Annotated in this window: 18 protein-coding genes, 1 tRNA gene and 1 pseudogene; 14 read left to right on the top strand and 6 right to left on the bottom strand. The window is 69.0% G+C overall.

All coding sequences use genetic code 11. The features are described 5' to 3' along the window. From C0481_RS17035 to C0481_RS17020, 4 genes and pseudogenes are all read left to right on the top strand, one after another. A pseudogene (locus tag C0481_RS17035) lies at positions 1–140 on the top strand (flagellar motor protein MotA); the annotation flags it as partial. 5 nt (positions 141–145) lie between these two features. After that, positions 146–577: a biopolymer transporter ExbD gene (locus C0481_RS17030; RefSeq protein WP_293405982.1), complete on the top strand. Its 432-nt coding sequence runs from the start codon at positions 146–148 to the stop codon at positions 575–577. A gap of 13 nt (positions 578–590) precedes the next feature. Beyond that, positions 591–1,295, top strand: coding sequence for an energy transducer TonB (locus tag C0481_RS17025; protein ID WP_293405980.1), 705 nt, complete (start codon positions 591–593; stop codon positions 1,293–1,295). Between the two features lie 162 nt (positions 1,296–1,457). Beyond that, positions 1,458–1,534, top strand: a tRNA-His gene (locus C0481_RS17020). Positions 1,535–1,601: 67 nt separating this feature from the next. Here C0481_RS17020 and putA read toward each other — a convergent pair. Beyond that, positions 1,602–4,679: a bifunctional proline dehydrogenase/L-glutamate gamma-semialdehyde dehydrogenase PutA gene (putA, locus tag C0481_RS17015; protein ID WP_293405977.1), complete on the bottom strand. Its 3,078-nt coding sequence runs from the start codon at positions 4,677–4,679 to the stop codon at positions 1,602–1,604. 122 nt (positions 4,680–4,801) lie between these two features. On the opposite strand from putA, the gene C0481_RS17010 reads away from it, so the two are divergent. After that, on the top strand, positions 4,802–5,263 hold the full coding sequence (locus C0481_RS17010; RefSeq protein WP_293405988.1) for an Lrp/AsnC ligand binding domain-containing protein: 462 nt from the start codon (positions 4,802–4,804) through the stop codon (positions 5,261–5,263). A 154-nt stretch (positions 5,264–5,417) separates the two neighbouring features. Here the strand turns inward: C0481_RS17010 and C0481_RS17005 are convergent, their stop codons facing one another. Further along, entirely contained in the window at positions 5,418–6,302 is an 885-nt protein-coding gene (locus C0481_RS17005) for a glyoxylate/hydroxypyruvate reductase A (RefSeq protein WP_293405975.1), read from the bottom strand. A 65-nt stretch (positions 6,303–6,367) separates the two neighbouring features. Here C0481_RS17005 and C0481_RS17000 point away from each other — a divergent pair, with 65 nt between their 5' ends. The 4 genes from C0481_RS17000 to C0481_RS16985 all read left to right on the top strand — a co-directional run bounded on the left by C0481_RS17000 (position 6,368) and on the right by C0481_RS16985 (position 10,946). Next, a complete protein-coding gene (locus tag C0481_RS17000) occupies positions 6,368–7,609 on the top strand; it encodes a hydrolase (RefSeq protein WP_293405973.1) in 1,242 nt (413 codons plus the stop codon). A 124-nt stretch (positions 7,610–7,733) separates the two neighbouring features. After that, positions 7,734–8,216 carry a hypothetical protein gene (locus C0481_RS16995; RefSeq protein WP_293405971.1) on the top strand — a complete coding sequence of 161 codons (483 nt, stop codon included), beginning with the start codon at positions 7,734–7,736 and terminating at the stop codon, positions 8,214–8,216. 174 nt (positions 8,217–8,390) lie between these two features. After that, complete coding sequence (locus C0481_RS16990) at positions 8,391–10,463, top strand: response regulator (RefSeq protein WP_293405969.1); 2,073 nt, start codon at positions 8,391–8,393, stop codon at positions 10,461–10,463. A gap of 117 nt (positions 10,464–10,580) precedes the next feature. Next, the gene (locus C0481_RS16985; protein WP_293405967.1) at positions 10,581–10,946 is read left to right on the top strand and encodes a hypothetical protein; all 366 of its coding nucleotides are present in this window, start codon (positions 10,581–10,583) and stop codon (positions 10,944–10,946) included. Here the strand turns inward: C0481_RS16985 and C0481_RS16980 are convergent. Together C0481_RS16980 and C0481_RS16975 are read right to left on the bottom strand one after the other, a co-directional pair. Further along, a complete protein-coding gene (locus C0481_RS16980) occupies positions 10,943–11,581 on the bottom strand; it encodes a PEPxxWA-CTERM sorting domain-containing protein (RefSeq protein WP_293405965.1) in 639 nt (212 codons plus the stop codon). The genes C0481_RS16985 and C0481_RS16980 overlap by 4 nt on opposite strands. 58 nt (positions 11,582–11,639) lie before the next feature. Further along, the gene (locus C0481_RS16975) at positions 11,640–12,641 is read right to left on the bottom strand and encodes a helix-turn-helix domain-containing protein (RefSeq protein WP_293405963.1); all 1,002 of its coding nucleotides are present in this window, start codon (positions 12,639–12,641) and stop codon (positions 11,640–11,642) included. A 168-nt stretch (positions 12,642–12,809) separates the two neighbouring features. Here C0481_RS16975 and C0481_RS16970 point away from each other — a divergent pair, with 168 nt between their 5' ends. Then, positions 12,810–14,132: an MFS transporter gene (locus C0481_RS16970; RefSeq protein WP_293405961.1), complete on the top strand. Its 1,323-nt coding sequence runs from the start codon at positions 12,810–12,812 to the stop codon at positions 14,130–14,132. A gap of 175 nt (positions 14,133–14,307) precedes the next feature. On the opposite strand, the gene C0481_RS16965 is transcribed toward C0481_RS16970, so the two are convergent. After that, the gene (locus tag C0481_RS16965; RefSeq protein WP_293405959.1) at positions 14,308–15,096 is read right to left on the bottom strand and encodes a class II aldolase/adducin family protein; all 789 of its coding nucleotides are present in this window, start codon (positions 15,094–15,096) and stop codon (positions 14,308–14,310) included. Positions 15,097–15,195: 99 nt separating this feature from the next. Here C0481_RS16965 and C0481_RS16960 point away from each other — a divergent pair, with 99 nt between their 5' ends. The 3 genes from C0481_RS16960 to C0481_RS16950 all read left to right on the top strand — a co-directional run bounded on the left by C0481_RS16960 (position 15,196) and on the right by C0481_RS16950 (position 17,114). Beyond that, positions 15,196–15,849, top strand: a complete 654-nt coding sequence (locus C0481_RS16960) for a Crp/Fnr family transcriptional regulator (protein ID WP_293405957.1) — start codon at positions 15,196–15,198, stop codon at positions 15,847–15,849. Positions 15,850–15,996: 147 nt separating this feature from the next. Then, positions 15,997–16,656, top strand: coding sequence for a peroxiredoxin (locus C0481_RS16955; protein WP_293405955.1), 660 nt, complete (start codon positions 15,997–15,999; stop codon positions 16,654–16,656). Positions 16,657–16,739: 83 nt separating this feature from the next. After that, positions 16,740–17,114, top strand: a complete 375-nt coding sequence (locus C0481_RS16950; RefSeq protein ID WP_293405953.1) for a VOC family protein — start codon at positions 16,740–16,742, stop codon at positions 17,112–17,114. 1 nt (position 17,115) lies between these two features. Here the strand turns inward: C0481_RS16950 and C0481_RS16945 are convergent, their stop codons facing one another. Continuing rightward, complete coding sequence (locus C0481_RS16945; protein ID WP_293405951.1) at positions 17,116–17,703, bottom strand: DUF805 domain-containing protein; 588 nt, start codon at positions 17,701–17,703, stop codon at positions 17,116–17,118. A gap of 136 nt (positions 17,704–17,839) precedes the next feature. Between C0481_RS16945 and C0481_RS16940 the strand changes: the two genes are divergently transcribed. Then, positions 17,840–18,634 (top strand): TSUP family transporter, encoded by a 795-nt coding sequence (locus tag C0481_RS16940; protein WP_293405949.1) that lies wholly within the window; start codon positions 17,840–17,842, stop codon positions 18,632–18,634. The last annotated feature ends 20 nt before the right edge of the window (positions 18,635–18,654 follow it).

Below are 18,654 nucleotides of genomic sequence, written 5' to 3'. Positions count from 1 at the left end.
TTGGTCTGTTCGCCGCTATCCCGGCCGTTATCTTCTACAACTACTTCCAGACCCGCATCTCCGCTTTCGGCGCGCGTACGGAAGGCTTCGTTGCTGAACTGATGAACGCCATTTCCCGGCAGCTCGACAAAGGGGCGTAACCCACATGGGAGCCAAACTCTCAGGTTCTGGGGGTGGCAAGTACGCGGTCGAGGCGAACAGCGAAATCAACGTGACGCCCTTTGTGGACGTTATGTTGGTGCTCCTGATCATCTTCATGGTCGCGGCGCCTATGGCCGCCGTGACTGTGAAAGTTAATCTTCCGCCCGCGGTCGCCAAACCTTCGACGAACCCTCCGAAACCCGTCTACATCAGCATCCAGGCTGGCGGCACCATCTACATCGGTGACACCAACGTGGAGCTGGCGGATATCGGAGACACTCTGCGCAGCACGATCGGGCAACGTAATCCGGAGAAGGAACGCATCTTCATCCGCGCCGACAAGGACGTCCTCTACGGGGACTTCATGGGCGTGATGAACATGCTTCAGGACAACGGTTTCTACAGCGTGGCCCTGATCGGCGAAGATAAGAACTAGAAGGGGGTGACGAATGGCTGAAACCACCGACACTACCCACGAACATCGCAGTGTCTTCGACGCGCCGAAGAAGAAGCGTAACCCGGCAGTGACCGCGGCCATCGTTGGCTCGATCATCGTCCACGCTGTCCTCGGCTACTATCTGTACAAGAACAAGTTCGAGCCGAAGTATCGGGAGTATACCGACGACGTCACGGACGTGGCCCTTATCAAGCCCGCTCCGCCGCCGCCGCCGCCGCCCCCGCCGCCGCCGCCGAACACTCCGCCGCCGCCTCCGCCGAAGCTGCAACCGCGGCCTCCGGTGAACGTGCCGGCTGATATTCCGCAGATCCCCCCTCTGCCGGTTCCGCCGGTTGAGAAGCGGATCGAGACCCCGGAACCGCCGAAGGCCGCCCCGCCGGCCCCGCCGCGTCCGTCGGTCATCACGAACCCGGATTGGGCCCGTCGTCCCTCGGCTGAGGACATGGCGCGCTACTTCCCGGACCGTGCGATGCGGATGAACGTTGAAGGCCGTGCGACGATCAGTTGCTCGGTTACGGCTAAGGGGACGCTCGAGTCCTGTGACGTGCAGTCTGAAGAGCCTGCCGACATGGGCTTCGGTGAAGCGGCCCTCCGGATGAGCAAGCTCTTCCGGATGCGTCCGAAGACCCAAGACGGCGCGCCCGTCGAAGGCGGCAACGTGCGGATCCCGATCCGCTTTACGCTGCCGAAGGGCTAAGGCCCCTCGGATCGCCAACGATCAGGCCCCGGAGCTTCGGCTCCGGGGCTTTTTCTTTGCCTGGACACGGACTTGCGAAAAACTTTGGGGAGAACGCTTGGCCGCAGTTCCGGCCCCTTGATCGCGGAGCGCGGTGCGACTAGAACGGCCGCTCCGCGATGCGCCGCCTTAGCTCAGTTGGTTAGAGCGCTAGATTGTGGCTCTAGAGGTCCTCGGTTCGAATCCGAGAGGTGGTACCATCGCCGGATATGAAAAAGCCCGGGGCGCGAGCCTCGGGCTTCTTCGTTTCAGACGACCGCCTGTCCGCTAGAGGCTGAGGTTCAATAGGGCGGGGTCGCCGCCCTGGGCGGTGATGTTGACGCTGATCGCCCGTTCGATCGCATAGCGCGACAGCGAGTTGGGTCCGCCGGCCTTGGGGCCCGTCCCCGACAGGCCCTCGCCGCCGAACGGCTGCACCCCGACCACCGCCCCGATGATCGAGCGATTGACGTAGACGTTGCCGGCCGGGACCAGGCCGCGCACCTCGCGGGCGAAGGCGTCGATGCGCGAGTGGACGCCGAGGGTCAGGCCATAGCCCTGGCCCGCCAGTTCGCCGGCGACCTTGGCCAGCTCCGAGGGCTCATAGCGGACGACGTGCAGGATCGGCCCGAACACCTCGCGCTCCAGGAATTTGGCCGAGGGGATCTGGGCCAGCACCGGACCGAAGAAGGTTCCGCGCTCAGGGGCGTCCAGGCGGTGCAGGACCTTGGCCTCGCGCTCCAGCCGCTGCAGGTGCGCGGTCAGCGCCGCGCGGGCTTCCTCGTCGATCACCGGGCCGACGTCGACGGCCGGATCGGCCGGGTCGCCGATGACCAGGGCGTCCATCGCGCCCTTGATGGTCTCGATGATCAGGTCGGCGGTGTCGTTGGGCAGGAACAGGATGCGCAGGGCCGAACAGCGCTGGCCGGCGGAGCCGAAGGCCGACAGCACCACGTCGTCGACGACCTGTTCCTTCAGCGCCGTGGTGTCGACGAACATGCCGTTGAGGCCGCCAGTCTCAGCGATGAATGGAATGATCGGGCCGGGGCGGGCGGCCAGGGTCTGGTTGATGCGCCGGGCAGTGTCGGTCCCGCCGGTGAAGGCCACGCCGTCGCAGTGCGGGTGGGCGGTGAGGGCCGCGCCGACGCTCTCGCCGCGGCCGGGCAGCAGGGTGAGCAGGGCGGGCGGCAGGCCGGCCCCGTGAAACAGCTCGACGGCCTGCGCGGCGATCAGCGGGGTCTGCTCGGCCGGCTTGGCCAGGACGGCGTTGCCGGCGGCCAGGGCGGCGGCGACCTGGCCGGTGAAGATCGCCAGCGGGAAGTTCCAAGGGCTGATGCAGACGAAGACCCCGCGGCCGTGCAGTTCCAGGCTGTTGGTCTCGCCGACCGGGCCCTTCAGCGTCTCGGGTCCGGCGAACTTGGTCTGGGCCAGGTGGGCGTAGTAGCGGCAGAAGTCGACCGCCTCACGGACCTCGGCGACGCCGTCGGCCAGGGTCTTGCCGGCCTCGCGGGCGCAGATGGCGATCAGGCGTTCGGCGTTCGCCTCCAGGGCGTCGGCCATGGCCCGCAGCACCTCGGCGCGGCGGAACCCGCCAAGGGCGTCCCAGGCCGGTTGGGCGGCCCGCGCCGTGGCGAAGGCGGCGTCGATTTCGGCGACCGAGGCCTCGCGGACCTGGCCGACGGCGACGCCGGCGTCGGCAGGGCTGAACACCGTCTGCGCGGTTCCGCCGGCCGGGCCGGCGTTGAGCGGGGGCAGGGTGCGGGCGGCGTGATGCAGGCGCGCGGCCTCATCGGGGATCGAGAGGTCGAAGCCGGCGGAGTTGCTGCGCTCGGCGCCATAGATGTCGGCCGGGCGCGGGATCTTCGGGTGCGGGCCGACGCCGGCCTTCTCGACCGCGACGATCGGGTCGACGACCACATCTTCGGCCAGCACGCCTTCGTCGAGCAGGGCGTGGACGAACGAGGTGTTGGCGCCGTTCTCCAGCAGCCGGCGGACCAGGTAGGGCAACAGGTCCTCATGGCCGCCCACGGGCGCGTAGGTGCGGACCACGGCGCCGTCGTGCAGGGTGTCGGCGGCGCGATAAAGCGCCTCGCCCATGCCGTGCAGCCGCTGGAACTCGATCTTCACGCCGGCCGCCTGGGCCATGGCGTGGACCGCCGCCAGGGTGTGAGCGTTGTGGGTGGCGAACTGCGCGAAGACGTGCGGGCTGGCGTCGATCAGGGCGCGGGCGCAGACCAGGTAGGAGAGGTCGGTGGCGGCCTTGGTCGTGTAGACCGGATAGTCGGGGCGGCCGTTCACCTGGGCGCGCTTGATCTCGGAGTCCCAATAGGCGCCCTTGACCAGCCGGACCATCAGCCGCCGGCCGCTGGCGCGGGCGATCTCGGCGACGCGGGCGACGGCGAGGACGCCACGCTTCTGGTAGGCCTGGACCGCCAGGCCAAGGCCGCGCCAGTCGCCCAGTTCGCGCTCGCCGGCCAGCCGCTCGAGCAGCTTCAGCGAGATCACCAGGCGGTCGGCCTCCTCGGCGTCGATGGTGAAGTTGAGGTCGTGGCGCGCGGCGATCAGCGCCAGGCGCTTGAGCCGCGGATAGAGTTCGCTCCAGACCCGGTCCTCGTGGGTGGCCTCATAGCGCGGCGACAGCGCGGAGAGCTTGACCGAGACGCCGTGGCCGGCTTCGGGCCCCGCGCCTTTCCCGTGCTTGCCCACGGCCTCCAGCGCGTCGGCATAGGCTTGTTCGTAGCGTGCGGCGTCGGCGGCGGTGCGGGCGCCTTCGCCCAGCATGTCGAAGGAGCAGACCTGACCTTCCTTGGCCGCGCGCTTGAGGGCGGTCTCGATGGTGCGGCCGAGCACGAATTGCTCGCCCATGATGCCGATGGCCTGGGCCACGGCGCGGCGGACGACCGGTTCGCCGATCCGCTCGACCAGGCGGCGGAGGAAGCCGGGCGGGTCGCGGCGGGCCTCCTCGTCGACCTCGACGATCTTGCCGGTCAGCATCAGCCCCCAGGTCGAGGCGTTGACGAACAGGCTGTCGGATTGGCCGAGATGGCTGGCCCAGTCGGCGCCGCCGATCTTCTCGGCGATCAACCGGTCGCGGGTCTCGGCGTCGGGCGTGCGCAGCAGCGCCTCGGCCAGGCACATCAGGGCCAGGCCCTCGCGGGTGCCGAGGCTGAACTCCTGCAGGAAGCTCTCGACGACGCCCTGGCGATTGGCGGACTTGCGGGCGGTGCGGACCAGATGTTCGGCCTGGGCGCGGACGGCGATCTGCTGGTCGGCGCTTAAGGGCCGGGAGGCGAGCAGGGCGGTCACGGCCTGCGTCTCATCGCGGTACTTGGCGTCGGGATCGTCCAGGGCGGTCCAGGAGGTCATCAGGTGCGGCCTTCGTAGTGTTGGTTCCTGTCGTCCGGCGTATCGTTTATGATGCCGAATGTCCGACGGACATCTGGCGAGTTGGCCGAACAAGTTTCTCAAGAGGGTACGAAGTGGCGGAGATCGTGCAGCTTGACGATACCGACCGGCGGCTGTTGCGGGTGCTGCAGCGTGACGGGCGGATCAGCAACCTGGACCTGGCCCAGCAATGCCATCTGTCGCCGTCGGCCTGTTCGGACCGAGTGCGGCGGCTGCGCGAACGCGGGGTGATCACCGGCTTTGCGGCGATCCTCGATCCGAAGGCCATCGACCGCGCGCTCCTGATCTTCGTGGAGGTTCAGCTCGACCGTACAACGGGCGACACCTTCAGCGAGTTCGCCCAGGCCGCGCAGCGCACGCCGGAAATCCTCGAATGCCACATGGTGGCGGGCGGCTTCGACTATCTGATCAAGGCGCGGGTCAGCGACATGGAGGCCTATCGACGCTTCCTCGGAGAGGTGCTGGTCGCCATGCCCGGGGTCCGCGAGACGCGGACCTATGCGGTGCTGGAAGAGGTGAAGTCGGTGACTGAGCTGCCGGTGTAGCGCGCACTTCCAGATCCTCCCCTCTTGGGGGAGGTGGATCGGCGCGTGGCGCCGAGACGGAGGGGGACTGCTCTCAAACGGCCCCGAGTCAAAGGTCCCCCTCAGTCGGCCATGGGGCCGACAGCTCCCCTCGTGGGGGAGCATCTTGAAGCGTTCAATATCCGGCCTTGCGGTTGACCAGGCCCTCGAGCGGCTGGCCGGCGCGGAAGCGGGCGATGTTGGCGGCGATGACGGCGCTGGCGCTGACGGGATCGGTGATCGCCGCGACGTGCGGTGTGACGGTGATCTGGGGGTGGGACCAGAACGGGTGGTTGCGGACGAGGGGTTCGGCCTCGAAGACGTCGAGCACCGCATGCGACAGCTGGCCGGCGTCCAGCGCGGCGATCAGGTCGTCTTCCACCAGATGGGCGCCGCGGGCCAGATTGATGATCGCCGCACCGCGCTTCATCCGCTCGAAGGCCGGGGCGCTGAGGATGCCGCGGGTGCGGTCGGTCAGCGGCAGCAGGTTGACCACGATGTCGATGGTGGCCAGCAGGGTGTCGAGGTCGCCGAGCCGGCGGCTCCAGCCGTAGGTCTGAAAGCCGATGGATTCCAGCAGGTTGGCGGCGGCGCCGGCCAGTTCTCCAAAGCCGAGGAAGCCGACCCGGCGCTCGGCGGCCGGCGGCTGAGGCAGCTGGCGCCAGAGGCCGCGGCGCTGCTGGGCGGCGTAGGCCGGGACCTGACGGTGCAGGTAGAGGACGTGGGCGGCCGTGGCTTGAGCCATCTGGGCGGCGAGTCCGGGATCGACCAGGCGCGCGATCGGCACGCGCGGCAGGTCCGGATCGTCCAGCAGGCTGTCGACCCCGGCCCAGGCCGACTGCACGAAGGCCAGGTTCGGCAGGCTGGCCAGCACGCCGCGCGGCGGATTGGCGACGATAGCGATCTCGGCCTGCGGGTTTGCGCCAGAGGTGATCGTCTCATCCGGCAGGGCGGCGTGCAGGGCCTCCAGCCAGCGGGTTTCGGCGTCGGGGGCGAGGCGATTCAGGAAGGTTATGGCCATGGGCTTCCAGTAACCTCCCGAAGGGGCCTTGCGCGAGCCCGGTTTTGGGGGCGAGGCTCACGCGTATGAAACTCACCGCGCAAGATTCATCCATGCTTGGCCGTCTGGCCGGCGAAGAAGACGACATTCTGGGCCGCGCCGTGGAATGGTGCGCCTTATCGTCAGGCAGTCGCAACCTGCCGGGACTGGAGGCCCAGCGCGCCGTTCTGGAAGCCGTGATGGCCCAGTTGCCGGGCGAGGTCGAGAACGTGCCGCTGGCCGACAGCCATGAGGTCGCCGCCGACGGGAGCCTGACCGCGCAGAGCCATCCCGACGCGCTGATGCTGACCGTGCGCCCGCAGGCGCCGGTGCAGGTGGTGCTGACCGGGCACTACGACACCGTCTATCCGGCCGGGACGCCGTTCACTGCGGTGACCAAGCGGGCGGACGGGGCGCTGAACGGGCCGGGCCTGGCCGACATGAAGGGCGGGATCAGCGTCATGCTGGCGGCGCTGCGCGCGTTCGAAGCTCACCCGAGTTCGCATGATCTGGGGTACCGGGTACTGCTTTCGCCGGACGAGGAGATCGGTTCTCTGGCCTCGGGACCGGTGCTGGCGCGGCTGGCGGCGGGCGGGCATGTCGGCCTGACCTATGAGCCGGCGATGGCCGGCGGCGCGCTGGCGGCCCAGCGCAAGGGCTCGGGCAACTTCCATGTGGTGGTGCGGGGACGGGCGGCCCACGCCGGCCGCGACTTCGACAAGGGCCGCAACGCCATCGCCGCGGCGGCGGACCTCGCGGTGCGGCTGGCCGCCGCCAACGGCCAGCGCGAGGGGGTGACCTTGAACGTGGCGCGCATCGATGGCGGCGGGCCGCTGAACATGGTGCCGGACGTCGCCGTGGTGCGATTCAACATCCGCCTGCCGGATGCGGCGGCGGGCGAGTGGGCGCTGGACTATGTGAAGGGCCAAGTCTCTGCGACGACCGCCGAGGGGATCGAGGCGGAGCTGCATGGCGGCTTCACCCGCCCGGCCAAGCCGTTCACGCCGGCCCAGCAGCAGCTGTTCGGGGCGGTGAAGGACGCGGGCGCGCTGATCGGCCAACAGATCACCTGGGCCCCCTCCGGCGGGGTGTGCGAGGGCAACAACCTGTTCGCCGCCGGCTTGCCGAACGTCGACACCCTGGGGGTGAGAGGCGGCGACATCCATTCGCATGACGAATACGCCTGGCCCGAGAGCTTCGTGGAACGCGCCCAGCTGTCGGCGCTGATCCTGGCCAAGCTGGCCACCGGCGAGATCCCGGCGGCGCAGATCAAGGCGGCGATGGGTTAGGGCGTTCAGCGTCTCGCCGGCTGCTTTCGTCGCTCCGTCGATCATTCGTGGCGTCCGTCGACAGGTGCGGGCGGCGGGCGGGCGTCTGCCGCAACCTCCAACGGAGCAATCCAAGGAGGAACTCGTGAAGCATCTAGTCTTGGCGGCCTGCGCCGTCCTCGTCGCCGCCTCCGCGGCGCAGGCCGCTGCGCCGCAGCCGATCAATCTGGGCGATCCGAAGCTGAAGCGGCCGGGGCAGCTGAAGTTCGATCCGGGGCTGGAGGCGCAGAAGGACGCCTTCCGGAAATTCGGCGAGGTGTCGTGCAACGACTGCGAGGGCGGGAAGAGCTTCGACACCGCCGCCAACAAGTTCCTCAATCTGCGGGACATGTGGGCGTTCGACAGCGCCCTGGGCGGGCTGGAAGTCGGCCAGTCGCTGAACTGGCGCGGCCGCGGTTCGGTCGGGAAGATCACCGCGGTCAGCGCCGATGCTGTCGGGCCGTTCGCCTGCAAGCAACTGCGCTGGGAGCTGACGCGCGGCAAGGAGACCCGGGCGCGGGACGGGCTGGTGTGCCGGGGCAAGTCGAACCCCGACGCCGACAACGAGCGCTGGATCGAGGTGTTCTGAGGCGCGGAACCGGGCGAGCCTCGCCGTCGCGAGGCGCCCGCAGGTTTCCGCGCGGGGGCGCGGCCTGCGCCTGGCGAACGCAGATCCCCGCGACGGCGAGCGCGATTGCGCGCAATCGTTTGACAGGTAGTTCCGGCTCGGATTCTGTCGCCACGGGGTGATGTGGGGGCGAAGATGGGGGCGGGATCCCAGAACGCCGCCAGGACAGCAGGGCGACAGAACCTGCTCCTGGCGGCATTGGGGATATCCTACGTGGTCGTGTTCGCGTTTTGCGACGCACTGACGCGCGATGCGCAAGGCATGCCCGCGCTTTGGCCGGTGAACGCGATCGGGGCGGCGGGCCTGCTCCATCTCACGCCGATCCGGCGCTTGTGGTTACTCGCGGTGTGCGTGGCGACCCAGGTGGTCGGGCATGCGCTGGCCGGGGACCCGTGGGGCCTGGTGGCGATCTATACCTTGCTCGACACGACGGAGAGCGTGCTGCTGGCGCTGATCGCCGCGCGGGCCACCCGGGGCCGCGCGCGCATTCGCGGCGTCCGTGAGGCGTTGCTGCTGATCGCGACGGCGGCGCCGGTGAGCGCGATGATGGCGTCGATCGGCGCGGTGCTGACCACCTTCGCGTTGGGGCGCGACTTTGGCACGGTCTTCGTCGGCTGGCTGTTCTGCAACGTGCTGGGGATGGCGATCGCCCTGCCGGCCACCTTGGTGCTGCTGGATGACTACAAGTGGGCCCGCAGTCGCCAGGCCGGCCCCTGGGTCAAGGCCGTCGTCTATGGGCTGGTCGCGGCCGCCACGCTGGCGGCCTTCGCCCGGGTGGCGGGCTGGATGGCGTTCCTGGTGTTTCCGGCCGCAATGCTGGCGGCGTTCCGGCTCGGGCCGAAGGGCGCGGCGTGGAGCGTGGTCATCGTCGCGGCGCTGGCGATGCCGCTGTTCGCTCTCGGGGAGAGCACGACCGGCGGCGCTTCCGGGTGGACGGCGATCGACCAGATCCGCCTGGGGCAGGTGTTCATCACGCTGATGTTCCTGACGACCCTGACCTCGGCGCTGTCCATCTACCGGGAAGACCGGCTCAAGGAGCTGATGGCGCGGCGTAACCGTCACCTCGCCGCGGCTCGCGAGCGCGCCCAGGCGGCGAACAAGGCCAAGAGCGAATTCCTGGCGACGATGAGCCACGAACTGCGGACGCCGCTGAACAGCGTCCTGGGGTTCGCCAACGTGATCGGCGAGACCGAACAGCTGTCGGCTGAGGGGCGGCGCAGGGTAGCCCTGATCGCCGCCTCAGGCCGCTCGCTGGTAACGCTGGTCGACGACCTGCTGGCGTTCGCCAGGCTCGAGGCCGGGCGGTTCGAGCTGGCGCCGCAACCGGTGAACCCGCTGACGCTGGTTCGGGAGACCGCGGGAATCGTCGCCGCCGACGCCGAGCGGAAAGGGCTTGAGCTGACCCTCGCCCTGGCGGGAGACGAGCGCGCCAAATTCCTTCTCGATCCCAACCGCTTGCGCCAAGTGGTGCTGAACCTGCTGAACAACGCGGTGAAGTTCACCAGCAAGGGCGCGGTGCAGGTCACGGCCGAGATCACCGAAGCGGCGGGCGGCCACGCTTTCCGGCTGGACGTCCGCGACAGCGGGATCGGGATGAGCGCAGCCGAGATGGAGCGGATCTTCGAACGGTTCTCTCAGGCCGACGGTTCGATCGGCCGCCGGTTCGGCGGGACCGGGCTCGGCCTGGCGATTTCGCGGTCGTTGCTGGACCTGATGGGCGGCGAGATCGGGGTCGAAAGCGCGCCGGGCGAAGGGGCGCGGTTCTGGGTGACCCTGCCATTGGGGCCGCTGCAGGCCGCGTCGCCGGAGCTGGCTGCGCCGGACGCCACCCGATCGGCGGGCGCCCGCGTGCTGGTGGTCGACGATCACCCGATGAACCGCGAGCTCTGCAAGCTGCTGCTGGAGCTGGAGGGCCACCAGGTGGCCATGGCCGAAGACGGCGAAGAAGCCGTCCAGATGGCGACTGAGCACGATTTCGACGTCATCCTGATGGACGTGCGCATGCCGAAGATGGACGGCCTGGCGGCGACGCGGGCGATCCGCGCGCTGGGCGGACCGCGGGCGCAGACCCCGATCATCGCGGTGACGGCCGAGGCGCTGCCCGAGCAGGTGAGCCGCTGCCGCGAGGCGGGCATGGTCGATCACGTCGCCAAGCCCATCGCGCAAAGTCAGCTGTCCGAGGCGGTGCACCGCTGGCTGCCGCACTGAGGCGCGACGAGCCGCGCCCAAGCGGGAAGTCTGAAGCTTGGGCGTACTCGCGGGCGTGTGACTTGAGGCGTTGTCGGCCGCGGGCGCATAACTCGCGGCCTGCCTCGAGGCCTAGACATGCAGCAGCATCATCTGATCGCGGCTCTAGCTGGGATCGTCGTCCTGACGGCGCCGCACGCCGTACCTGCCGCCGAACCGCTGGAATGCCCGGTTCTGGCCAAGCTCGGTCCAGCCGCCAGCGGGAAACTGGCGGCCGACCTGGTCCCGGACCCGCGAGCGCTGAATGACGTCGACGGACTGACGCGCGCCGTGGGCCTGTTTCGCGAGCACGGCTTTTCCAACGCCGATACGGTGAACTACCTGACCGCGATCTTCTGCCCGGTGATCCGCGACGACCGCAGTCTGAGCGCGGCGGCCAAGTCGGAGAAGGTCGCCAGCTTCAGCTCGGCGACCTCGGACATCGTCTATCGGCAGGGTCGCTAGGCGGCGCCGAACACCGCGCGCTGTCGACGCAGCGTAGCGCCGGCCAGGCCGAAGCCGGCGATCATCATGGCCCAGGTCGCCGGCTCGGGAACCGCCGAGCTCGGGACTAGGTAGTCGAGGCGCAGCACGAAGTCGGTGTTCCCGTCCGGCTTGAACGCGCCCGGCGGGTAGCCGAACGACATGCGGTCGGCGCTGGTGACGCCCGTCGTGGTGATCTTCACGCCGTAGTTGGCGAAGTTGAAGAGGGTGACGCCGGCGACCGACAGGTCGGGAACCGTGGCGTTGCCGAGCATCAGGAAGGCGCCGCCGGCTCCGTTGTCGACGGTCAGCATGGCGCTGATGGCCGCGCCCTGGGTCATGAAGTTGGTGCCGGCATAGGGGTTGGCGAACAGGTAGTAGGAGCCCGGCGCCAGGCTGATCGACTTGTTGGCTGTGTTGTTCAGGAACGGATTGTCCAACGCGCCGAACGCGGTGACGCCGATCGGCGAGCAGCCCGAGCCGGGACGGGTGTCGGCGCAGTTGCCGTTCGAGTCCTGGTGGAAGAGGTTGATCGACAGCAGCGGCGTGGCCGCGGCGGCGGGCTGGGCCGCCAGGACGAACGCGGCGGCGGCCGCGGCGAGGTTCAGTTTGCGCATGGTCGCCCCCTTGCGAATGAGTTGTGGAAGCGCTGCTAGAGGTTGCGGCCGCCGCTAACTATGCAATTTCGGCATGAACGGGTCCGTCGCGCCGCAAGGTCTGGGACGGACGCTCGCCGAAGCGCAGGCGGTAGGCATGGGCGAAGCGGCCCAGCTCCCAGAAGCCGTAGTGCATGGCGACGTCGGTGACCTGGGTTTCGGCGGGATCGGCGGCCAGCAGCCGCAGGCGCACGAGATCGAGCCGGCGCGCGCGCGCGTACTGCATGGGGCCTTGGCCGAGGAATTCCTGGCAGGCCAGGCTGAGGGTGCGCTCGGCGACGCCCAGGGCGGCGCAGATGGCCGAGAGCGACAGCATTTCCTCCGGCCGTTCGCGAAGCAGATCTTCGAACCGGGTGACGATCTGGCGGTGGCGGCGCAGGGCGGCGCGGTCGGGCAGGGCCAGGCCTTCCGTCAGGCAGGCGAGCAGAGCCTCGATGAGCGTGCCCGCGAGGGCGGCGGACGGCTCGGGGCGGGCGGTGATCCAGGGCGTGTCGCGGACGACCCGGACGACGTCGTTCATGAGCCCGAGCAGGCGGTCCAGGGCGTGCGGCGGCGGCTGGAACATCCGGTCCGCGTCGAGCGGCACGCCGGGATCGAGCCCGGTCGCATGGGGACCGCCTGCGGCCAGGGCGCCCAGCGGTACGGTGATCAGGCCGAACGCCCAGGGCATGTCGCCCAACGAAGCCGAATGGGTCGGGGCGTTGGGCTGGAAGTGGAAGATCTGTCCGTGACCCAGGCTGCGGCCCGACACCTGGCGTACGGCCGTGGCATCGGTCGGAAAGACGAAGGTGTGCATGTCCCTGGTGACGTGCGACTGGGCGATGCCCTGTCCGAACCGTCCAACGGCGACGTTGAGGTCTCCGAGCGCGCCGCGGGCAAGCATGCTGCGCTGGGCGGGGTCGACCGCCGGACGCGGACCCTCGCGCACGTCCTCGCCCAGCAGCGCCAGCGCCATCGAGGCCGTGTCGGCGAACTCGCCGTAATAGGTCGGGAACGGCGAGGGCCGCCGGTCAGGCGTCATGGGGAGCCCCGGGGAGGGAGGTGCTGCCCACGGTCAGTACGACCAGGCCGGGGGCTTGGCAATTTGGCTCGTCTGCTGGTTGCGGGGCGGGCTTGAGCCGGGACGTGGGGGCGCCTAAGTCTCGGGCTCGCCGCGGCGGAGTTCGCGGGGGTCGGCAGGGAGCGTGCGGTGAACCGGTTCTATCAGCTCCTGGCCAATAACCTGGTCGCGAACATCACCAATTTCACGGTGTGGTTCGCGCTGACCTTCTGGATCTATCTGGAGACCAAATCGGTCTTCGCCACCGGGATGGTGGCGGGGATCTATCTGGTGCTGACGGCGGCCACCGGCATCTGGTTCGGCAGCCTGGTCGATCATCACCGCAAGCGGCTGGTGATGCTGGGCTCCAGCGCGGCTTCGTTCGCGCTCTACGCCCTGGCGTTCGCGGCTTACGGTCTGGCCCCGGAGGGCAGCCTGGCCGATCCCTACGGCGCGCCGGTGTGGATCCTGGTGTCGCTGGTCATGCTGGGCGTCATCGCCGGCAACATCCGCAGCATCGCGCTGCCGACGCTGGTGACGCTGATGATCCCGGAGGAGCGGCGCGACAAGGCCAACGGCCTAGTCGGCATGGTGTCGGGCGTCGGCTTCCTGACCACGTCGGTGATCAGCGGCTTTCTCGTCGCCTGGGGCGGCATGGTCTCGACGCTGGTGTTTGCGCTGGTGTTCACGGCGGCGGCGTTCCTGCACCTGCTGTTCGTGCGGCTGGATGAGGACGCGGCGGCGCCGGCCACGCCGCACGAGCATCGCAAGGTGGATCTCGCCGGCACCATCCGGGTGATCGGGGCGGTGCCGGGCCTGTTCGCGCTGATCTTCTTCGCCACCTTCAACAACTTCCTCGGCGGGATCTTCATGGCGCTGATGGACGCCTATGGCCTGTCGCTGGTGAAGGTGCAGACCTGGGGGCTGCTGTGGGGCCTGCTGTCGACCGCGTTCATCCTCAGCGGCCTGCTGATCGCGCGGACCGGACTGGGACGCAGCCCGCTGCGCACGCTGCTGCTGGTCAACCTGATCAGCTGGGCGGTGTGCTGCGTGTTCACCTTGCAGCCCTCGATCACTTTGCTGATCGCCGGCTGTTTCGTCTGGATGTTCCTGGGGCCTTACGCCGAGGCCGCAGAGCAGACGACCTTGCAGAAGGTGGTGCCGTTCGAGCGGCAGGGGCGGGTGTTCGGCTTCGCCCAGTCGGTGGAGCAGGCGGCCTCGCCGCTGACGGCGTTCCTGATCGGGCCGCTGACCCAGTTCATCTTCATCCCGCTGATGACCACCGGGGCCGGCGCCGACGCGATCGGCGACTGGTTCGGGCGCGGCGAGGATCGGGGGATCGCGCTGGTCTTCACGCTGGCCGGGGTGGCGGGCGTGATCGTGACGCTGATCGCGTTCAACTCCAGCTACTACCGTCAGCTGGCGCGGGCCTACGCCAACGGCGAGGCGGCACCGGAGCTCGGCGCGGCGTAGATCCCGTCACCCGGTCATCCCGGCGAAGGCCGGGACCCAGATTCAGCCGCCGAGCCATGAGCTTGAGTTCGAAGGCACAGCTCTACGACCTGGGTCCCGGCCTTCGCCGGGATGACCGGAGTTGAGTAGTATTGAGCCCGATGCGCCGCGCGGGGCGGCGCATCGGAACCGGACGTCAGTTGCGGTAGCTGGGGTCGATGCGGTCCAGCTTGCGCAGCAGGGCTGGCCAGGCCAGGCCCTCGGCCAGTCGCTTCATACCGGCCGGCGCGGTCTGGTGCTCGACCTTCTCCTCGACGCCCTGCGGCGGGTTGTAGAGGCCGTCGCGGCCGGCGCTGAGCATCAGCACCTGGGCCTCGCAGGCGCGCTCCAGGTAGTACATGCGCAGGAAGGCGTGGGCGACGCTCTCGCCGACGGTCAGGGTGCCGTGGTTGCGCAGGATCATGGCGTTCTTGGTCCCGAGGTCGGCGACCAGGCGCTCGCGCTCGTCCAGATCCGTCGCGATGCCCTCGAAGTCATGATAGGCGACGTCGTGACGGGCGATCATCGCCGTCTGGGTGTGCGGCAGCAGGCCCTCGGCCATGGCCGAGACCGCCTGGCCGTGCGGGGTGTGCAGGTGCAGGACGGCGTGGGCGTCGTCGCGGCCCATGTGGATCGCCGAGTGGATCACGAAGCCGGCCTTGTTCACCGGCTGGCGCGCTTCCATCACCCGATTGCCGTCGACGTCGATCTTGACCAGCGACGAGGCGGTGATCTCGTCGAACATGTGGGTGTAGGGGTTGATCAGGAAGTGGTGTTCCGGCCCTGGCACCCGCGCCGACAGGTGGGTGAAGATCAGGTCGTCCCAGCCATAATAGGCCACCAGGCGGTAGGCGGCGGCGAGGTCGACGCGCAGCGCCCATTCTTCCTCGGACACCTGGTCGCGGATCGACGGGCCTTCGGCGTGCGTCTCGGTCATGGTCATCATGGCCAGTCTCCTCCTTCTGTTGGCGTCAGTCGTCGCACGGGCGCGAGGCGCAGATTGTCGCCGAATTGACAATTGGCGGCGGGCGGCGATGTTTTCGCCATGACCGACCTGCCGCCCGATCCCTGGTTCTCGACGCTGCCGGCGACGCGCCGCGAGGCGCTGCTGGCGCGGGCGCGGGCCAGCACGGCGGCGGCCGGGGCGCGGGTCTATGGCCTGGGCGATCCGCCGGACGGGCTGTGGGCGGTGGCCGGGGGCGAGGTGCGGCTGGTGTCGTATCCGGCTGTCGGCATGGAGTCGGTGGCGATGATCCTGGGCCCCGGCGCCTGGTTCGGGGAGCTGTCGGTGATCGACGGCGGGCCGCGGCCGCACGACGCGGTGGTGGTCAAGCCGGCGCGGCTGCTGCACGTGGGGCTGGCGGCGGTCGAACAGGTCGCCCAGGCGCACCCGCTGCTCTATCGCGATCTCGGCGTGCTGATCTGCTCGCGCCAGCGCTCGGCGCTGAACTTCATGGCCCACAGCATCGCCCAGCCGATCGGCGTGCGGCTGGCGCGCACCCTGGCCGGCGCGGCGCGCAGCTCGGGCGGCGCGGAGCTGCACGTGCGCCAGGAGGACCTGGCGGCGATGATCGGGGTCTCGCGCCAGACCATCAACAAGGAGCTGAAGGCGCTGGAGCGGGCCGGGATGGTGCAGCTGGCCTATGGGCGGATCGTGGTGCGCGACGCCCAGCGGTTGCGCACCGTGGGCGAGGCCTGAGCGTTCATGCCGGAATTGCATAGTCGCGCTTGCGGCGGGTCCTTAGCTGAACGCCCGCCGCCGGTCTTGACTCGCGGGCGGCATTGGCAGGGCATGTCGCGTCGCAGGAGCCGCGAGCAGCCTCGGGCTCAACGAAAGGAACGGGCGATGTCACTTCGTATCAACGGCGAGGCGCCGAATTTCACGGCCGAGACCACCGAAGGGAAGATCAACTTCCATGACTGGATCGGCGACAGCTGGGCGATCCTGTTCTCGCACCCCAAGGACTTCACGCCGGTCTGCACGACCGAGCTGGGCTACATGGCCAAGCTGAAGCCCGAGTTCGACAAGCGCAACACCAAGGTCATCGGCCTGTCGGTCGACCCGGTCGACAACCACGCCCGCTGGGCGCAGGACATCGCCGAAACTCAAGGCACGGCGCCGAACTATCCGATGATCGGCGACACCGACCTGGCGGTCTCCAAGCTCTACAACATGCTGCCCGAGGAGACGGCCGGCGGATCCGACGGGCGTACGGCCGCCGACAACGCCACGGTGCGCACGGTATTCATCATCGGCCCCGACAAGAAGATCAAACTGATGCTGGCCTATCCGATGACCACGGGCCGGAACTTCGACGAGATCCTGCGGGTGCTGGACTCGATGCAGCTGACGGCCAAGCACCGGGTGGCGACGCCGGTGAACTGGAAGCAGGGCGAGAAGGTGATCATCGCCGGCTCGGTGTCGGACGACGAGGCCAAGACCATCTATCCGAACGGCTGGGACGCCCCGCGCCCGTATCTGCGGATCGTCCCGCAGCCGCAGTAGCAGGCGCCTTCTCCTTTTGCCGGCGGTGGTGATAGCGTCCGCCGGCCGCCGGTGAGCCGGAATCGAAAAGGGGAGAACGCCAGATGTTTTCGCACGTGATGGTCGGCACCAACGACCTGACCCGCGCCAAGGGTTTCTATGACTCGCTGTTGGGCGCGCTGGGCGTGTCGCCCGGCTTCGTCGACGGCCACCGGGTGTTCTACATGACCCCGACCGGGGTGTTCGCCGTGTCGCTGCCGATCGACGGCGAAGAGGCCACCATCGGCAACGGCAGCACCGTCGGCTTCAAGTGCGCCAGCTCCGAACAGGCCGACGCCTGGCACGCCGCGGGCGTGGCCGCCGGCGGGACCAGCATCGAGGAGCCGCCGGGGCCGCGCGTCGGTTCGACGGGCAAGCTGTACCTGGCCTATCTGCGCGATCCGGACGGCAACAAGCTCTGCGCCATGCACCGGATGTAGGCTAGGCCTCGGCCGGCGCCGGGCCAAAGCGATTTGAGCCCGGCGTTCCGGCCGAACCCAGCATCCAGACCAGCCCGGCCAGGCTGAGCAGATAGACCATGTTGTTGAGCATCAGGCCGGCGAACAGCGGCATGATAGGCGCGTCGGTCATGAAGCTGTCGATCAACGCTCGGAACCCGAATATGCCGAACGCCAGGAAGGGCAGGGGGATGAGACCCCATAGGCCCGAGCGGTCGGTGTCGTGCAGCCGCCGGGCGACGGCCGCGGCCAGCAAGGCGACAGCGCCAGCGGCCACGAGGCCGGTCGTGGTCAGCAGATAACCGAAGTCCGGGGTCAGTTCGGGGTGAGAGCCTTCGATCTGGATCGAGACTTGACCCGGCCCGCGATGGACGGTGGTCAGTTCGGGATGTTCGGCCGCGAAGCTGTTGATGGCCTCGAACGTCTTGCTCATTTCGATGACGAACGGCGCGCACATGACGACGAAGGCCAGGGCGAGGATCAGCGAGGCGTAGGGCCAGAAGCGGGCCGAGGCGTCGCGGCCCTCGAATTGCGCCAGGCGGGTGAGGCCTGCAGCGATCGGATTGCTCATGTCTTCCCCCATCTCATCGTAATGGTTGCTACCTAAGATCGTGGTTGGCAATCGATTGGTGTGGGCCTGCGCGGTCAGGGACACTGGTCCGCGCGACGAGGCGGGCCTATAGCAGCGGCCTCTCGGAGGGGCCGGATTGTTTGCTGAGTTGGGGCCGCAGGCCGTGGCGCTGTTGTGCGTGGCGGCGCTGGCGGCGGGGTTCGTCGATGCGATCGCCGGCGGCGGCGGGCTGATCACCGTGCCGGCGCTGCTGGCCGCCGGGGTCGATCCGGTCTCGGCCATCGCCACCAACAAGGTGCAGGGCAGCGTCGGGACCGCTTCGGCGACCTGGACGTTCTGGCGCGCCGGCCGCATCGACCTCCAGGCCATCAAGATCGCGCTGGTCATGGTTCTGGCCGGCGCGGTGGCGGGCGCGCTGGCGGTGATGGTGGTCGACACCCGCTGGCTGATGCTGCTGCTGCCGGTGATGCTGGTGGCCATCGCGCTCTACTTCCTGCTGGGACCGAAGATCGGCGAGCAGGACCAGCACGCGCGTTTGAGCGCCTTGGGCTATGGCCTGGTCGCGGGCGGCATCGGTTTCTACGACGGCTTCTTCGGTCCCGGAGCTGGATCGTTCTACACGCTCAGCCTGGTGACCCTGCTCGGCATGGGGCTGGTGCGGGCGACGGCGCATACGAAGGTGCTGAACCTGACCAGCAACCTGGTTTCGGTGGTGGTGCTGGGCCTGGGCGGTCACGTGCTGTGGGCGCTCGGCGGGGCGATGGCGGTCGGCCAGTTCATCGGCGGGCGGCTGGGCTCGCGCGCGGCGATGCGCTGGGGACCGCGGCTGATCCGGCCGCTGCTGGTGGTGATCTCGCTGGCCATGACCGCCAAGCTGCTGGCCGACCCGGCCAATCCGCTGCGCACGATGATCGCCGGGCTGCTGGGCTAGGCTGCTCGTCGCTGTTGCGC

This window comes from Phenylobacterium sp. (assembly GCF_013822795.1).
Lineage (GTDB): Bacteria > Pseudomonadota > Alphaproteobacteria > Caulobacterales > Caulobacteraceae > Phenylobacterium.
Note: the sequence above shows the minus strand (reverse complement) of the source record. Positions and strands in the feature narration are given on the sequence as shown.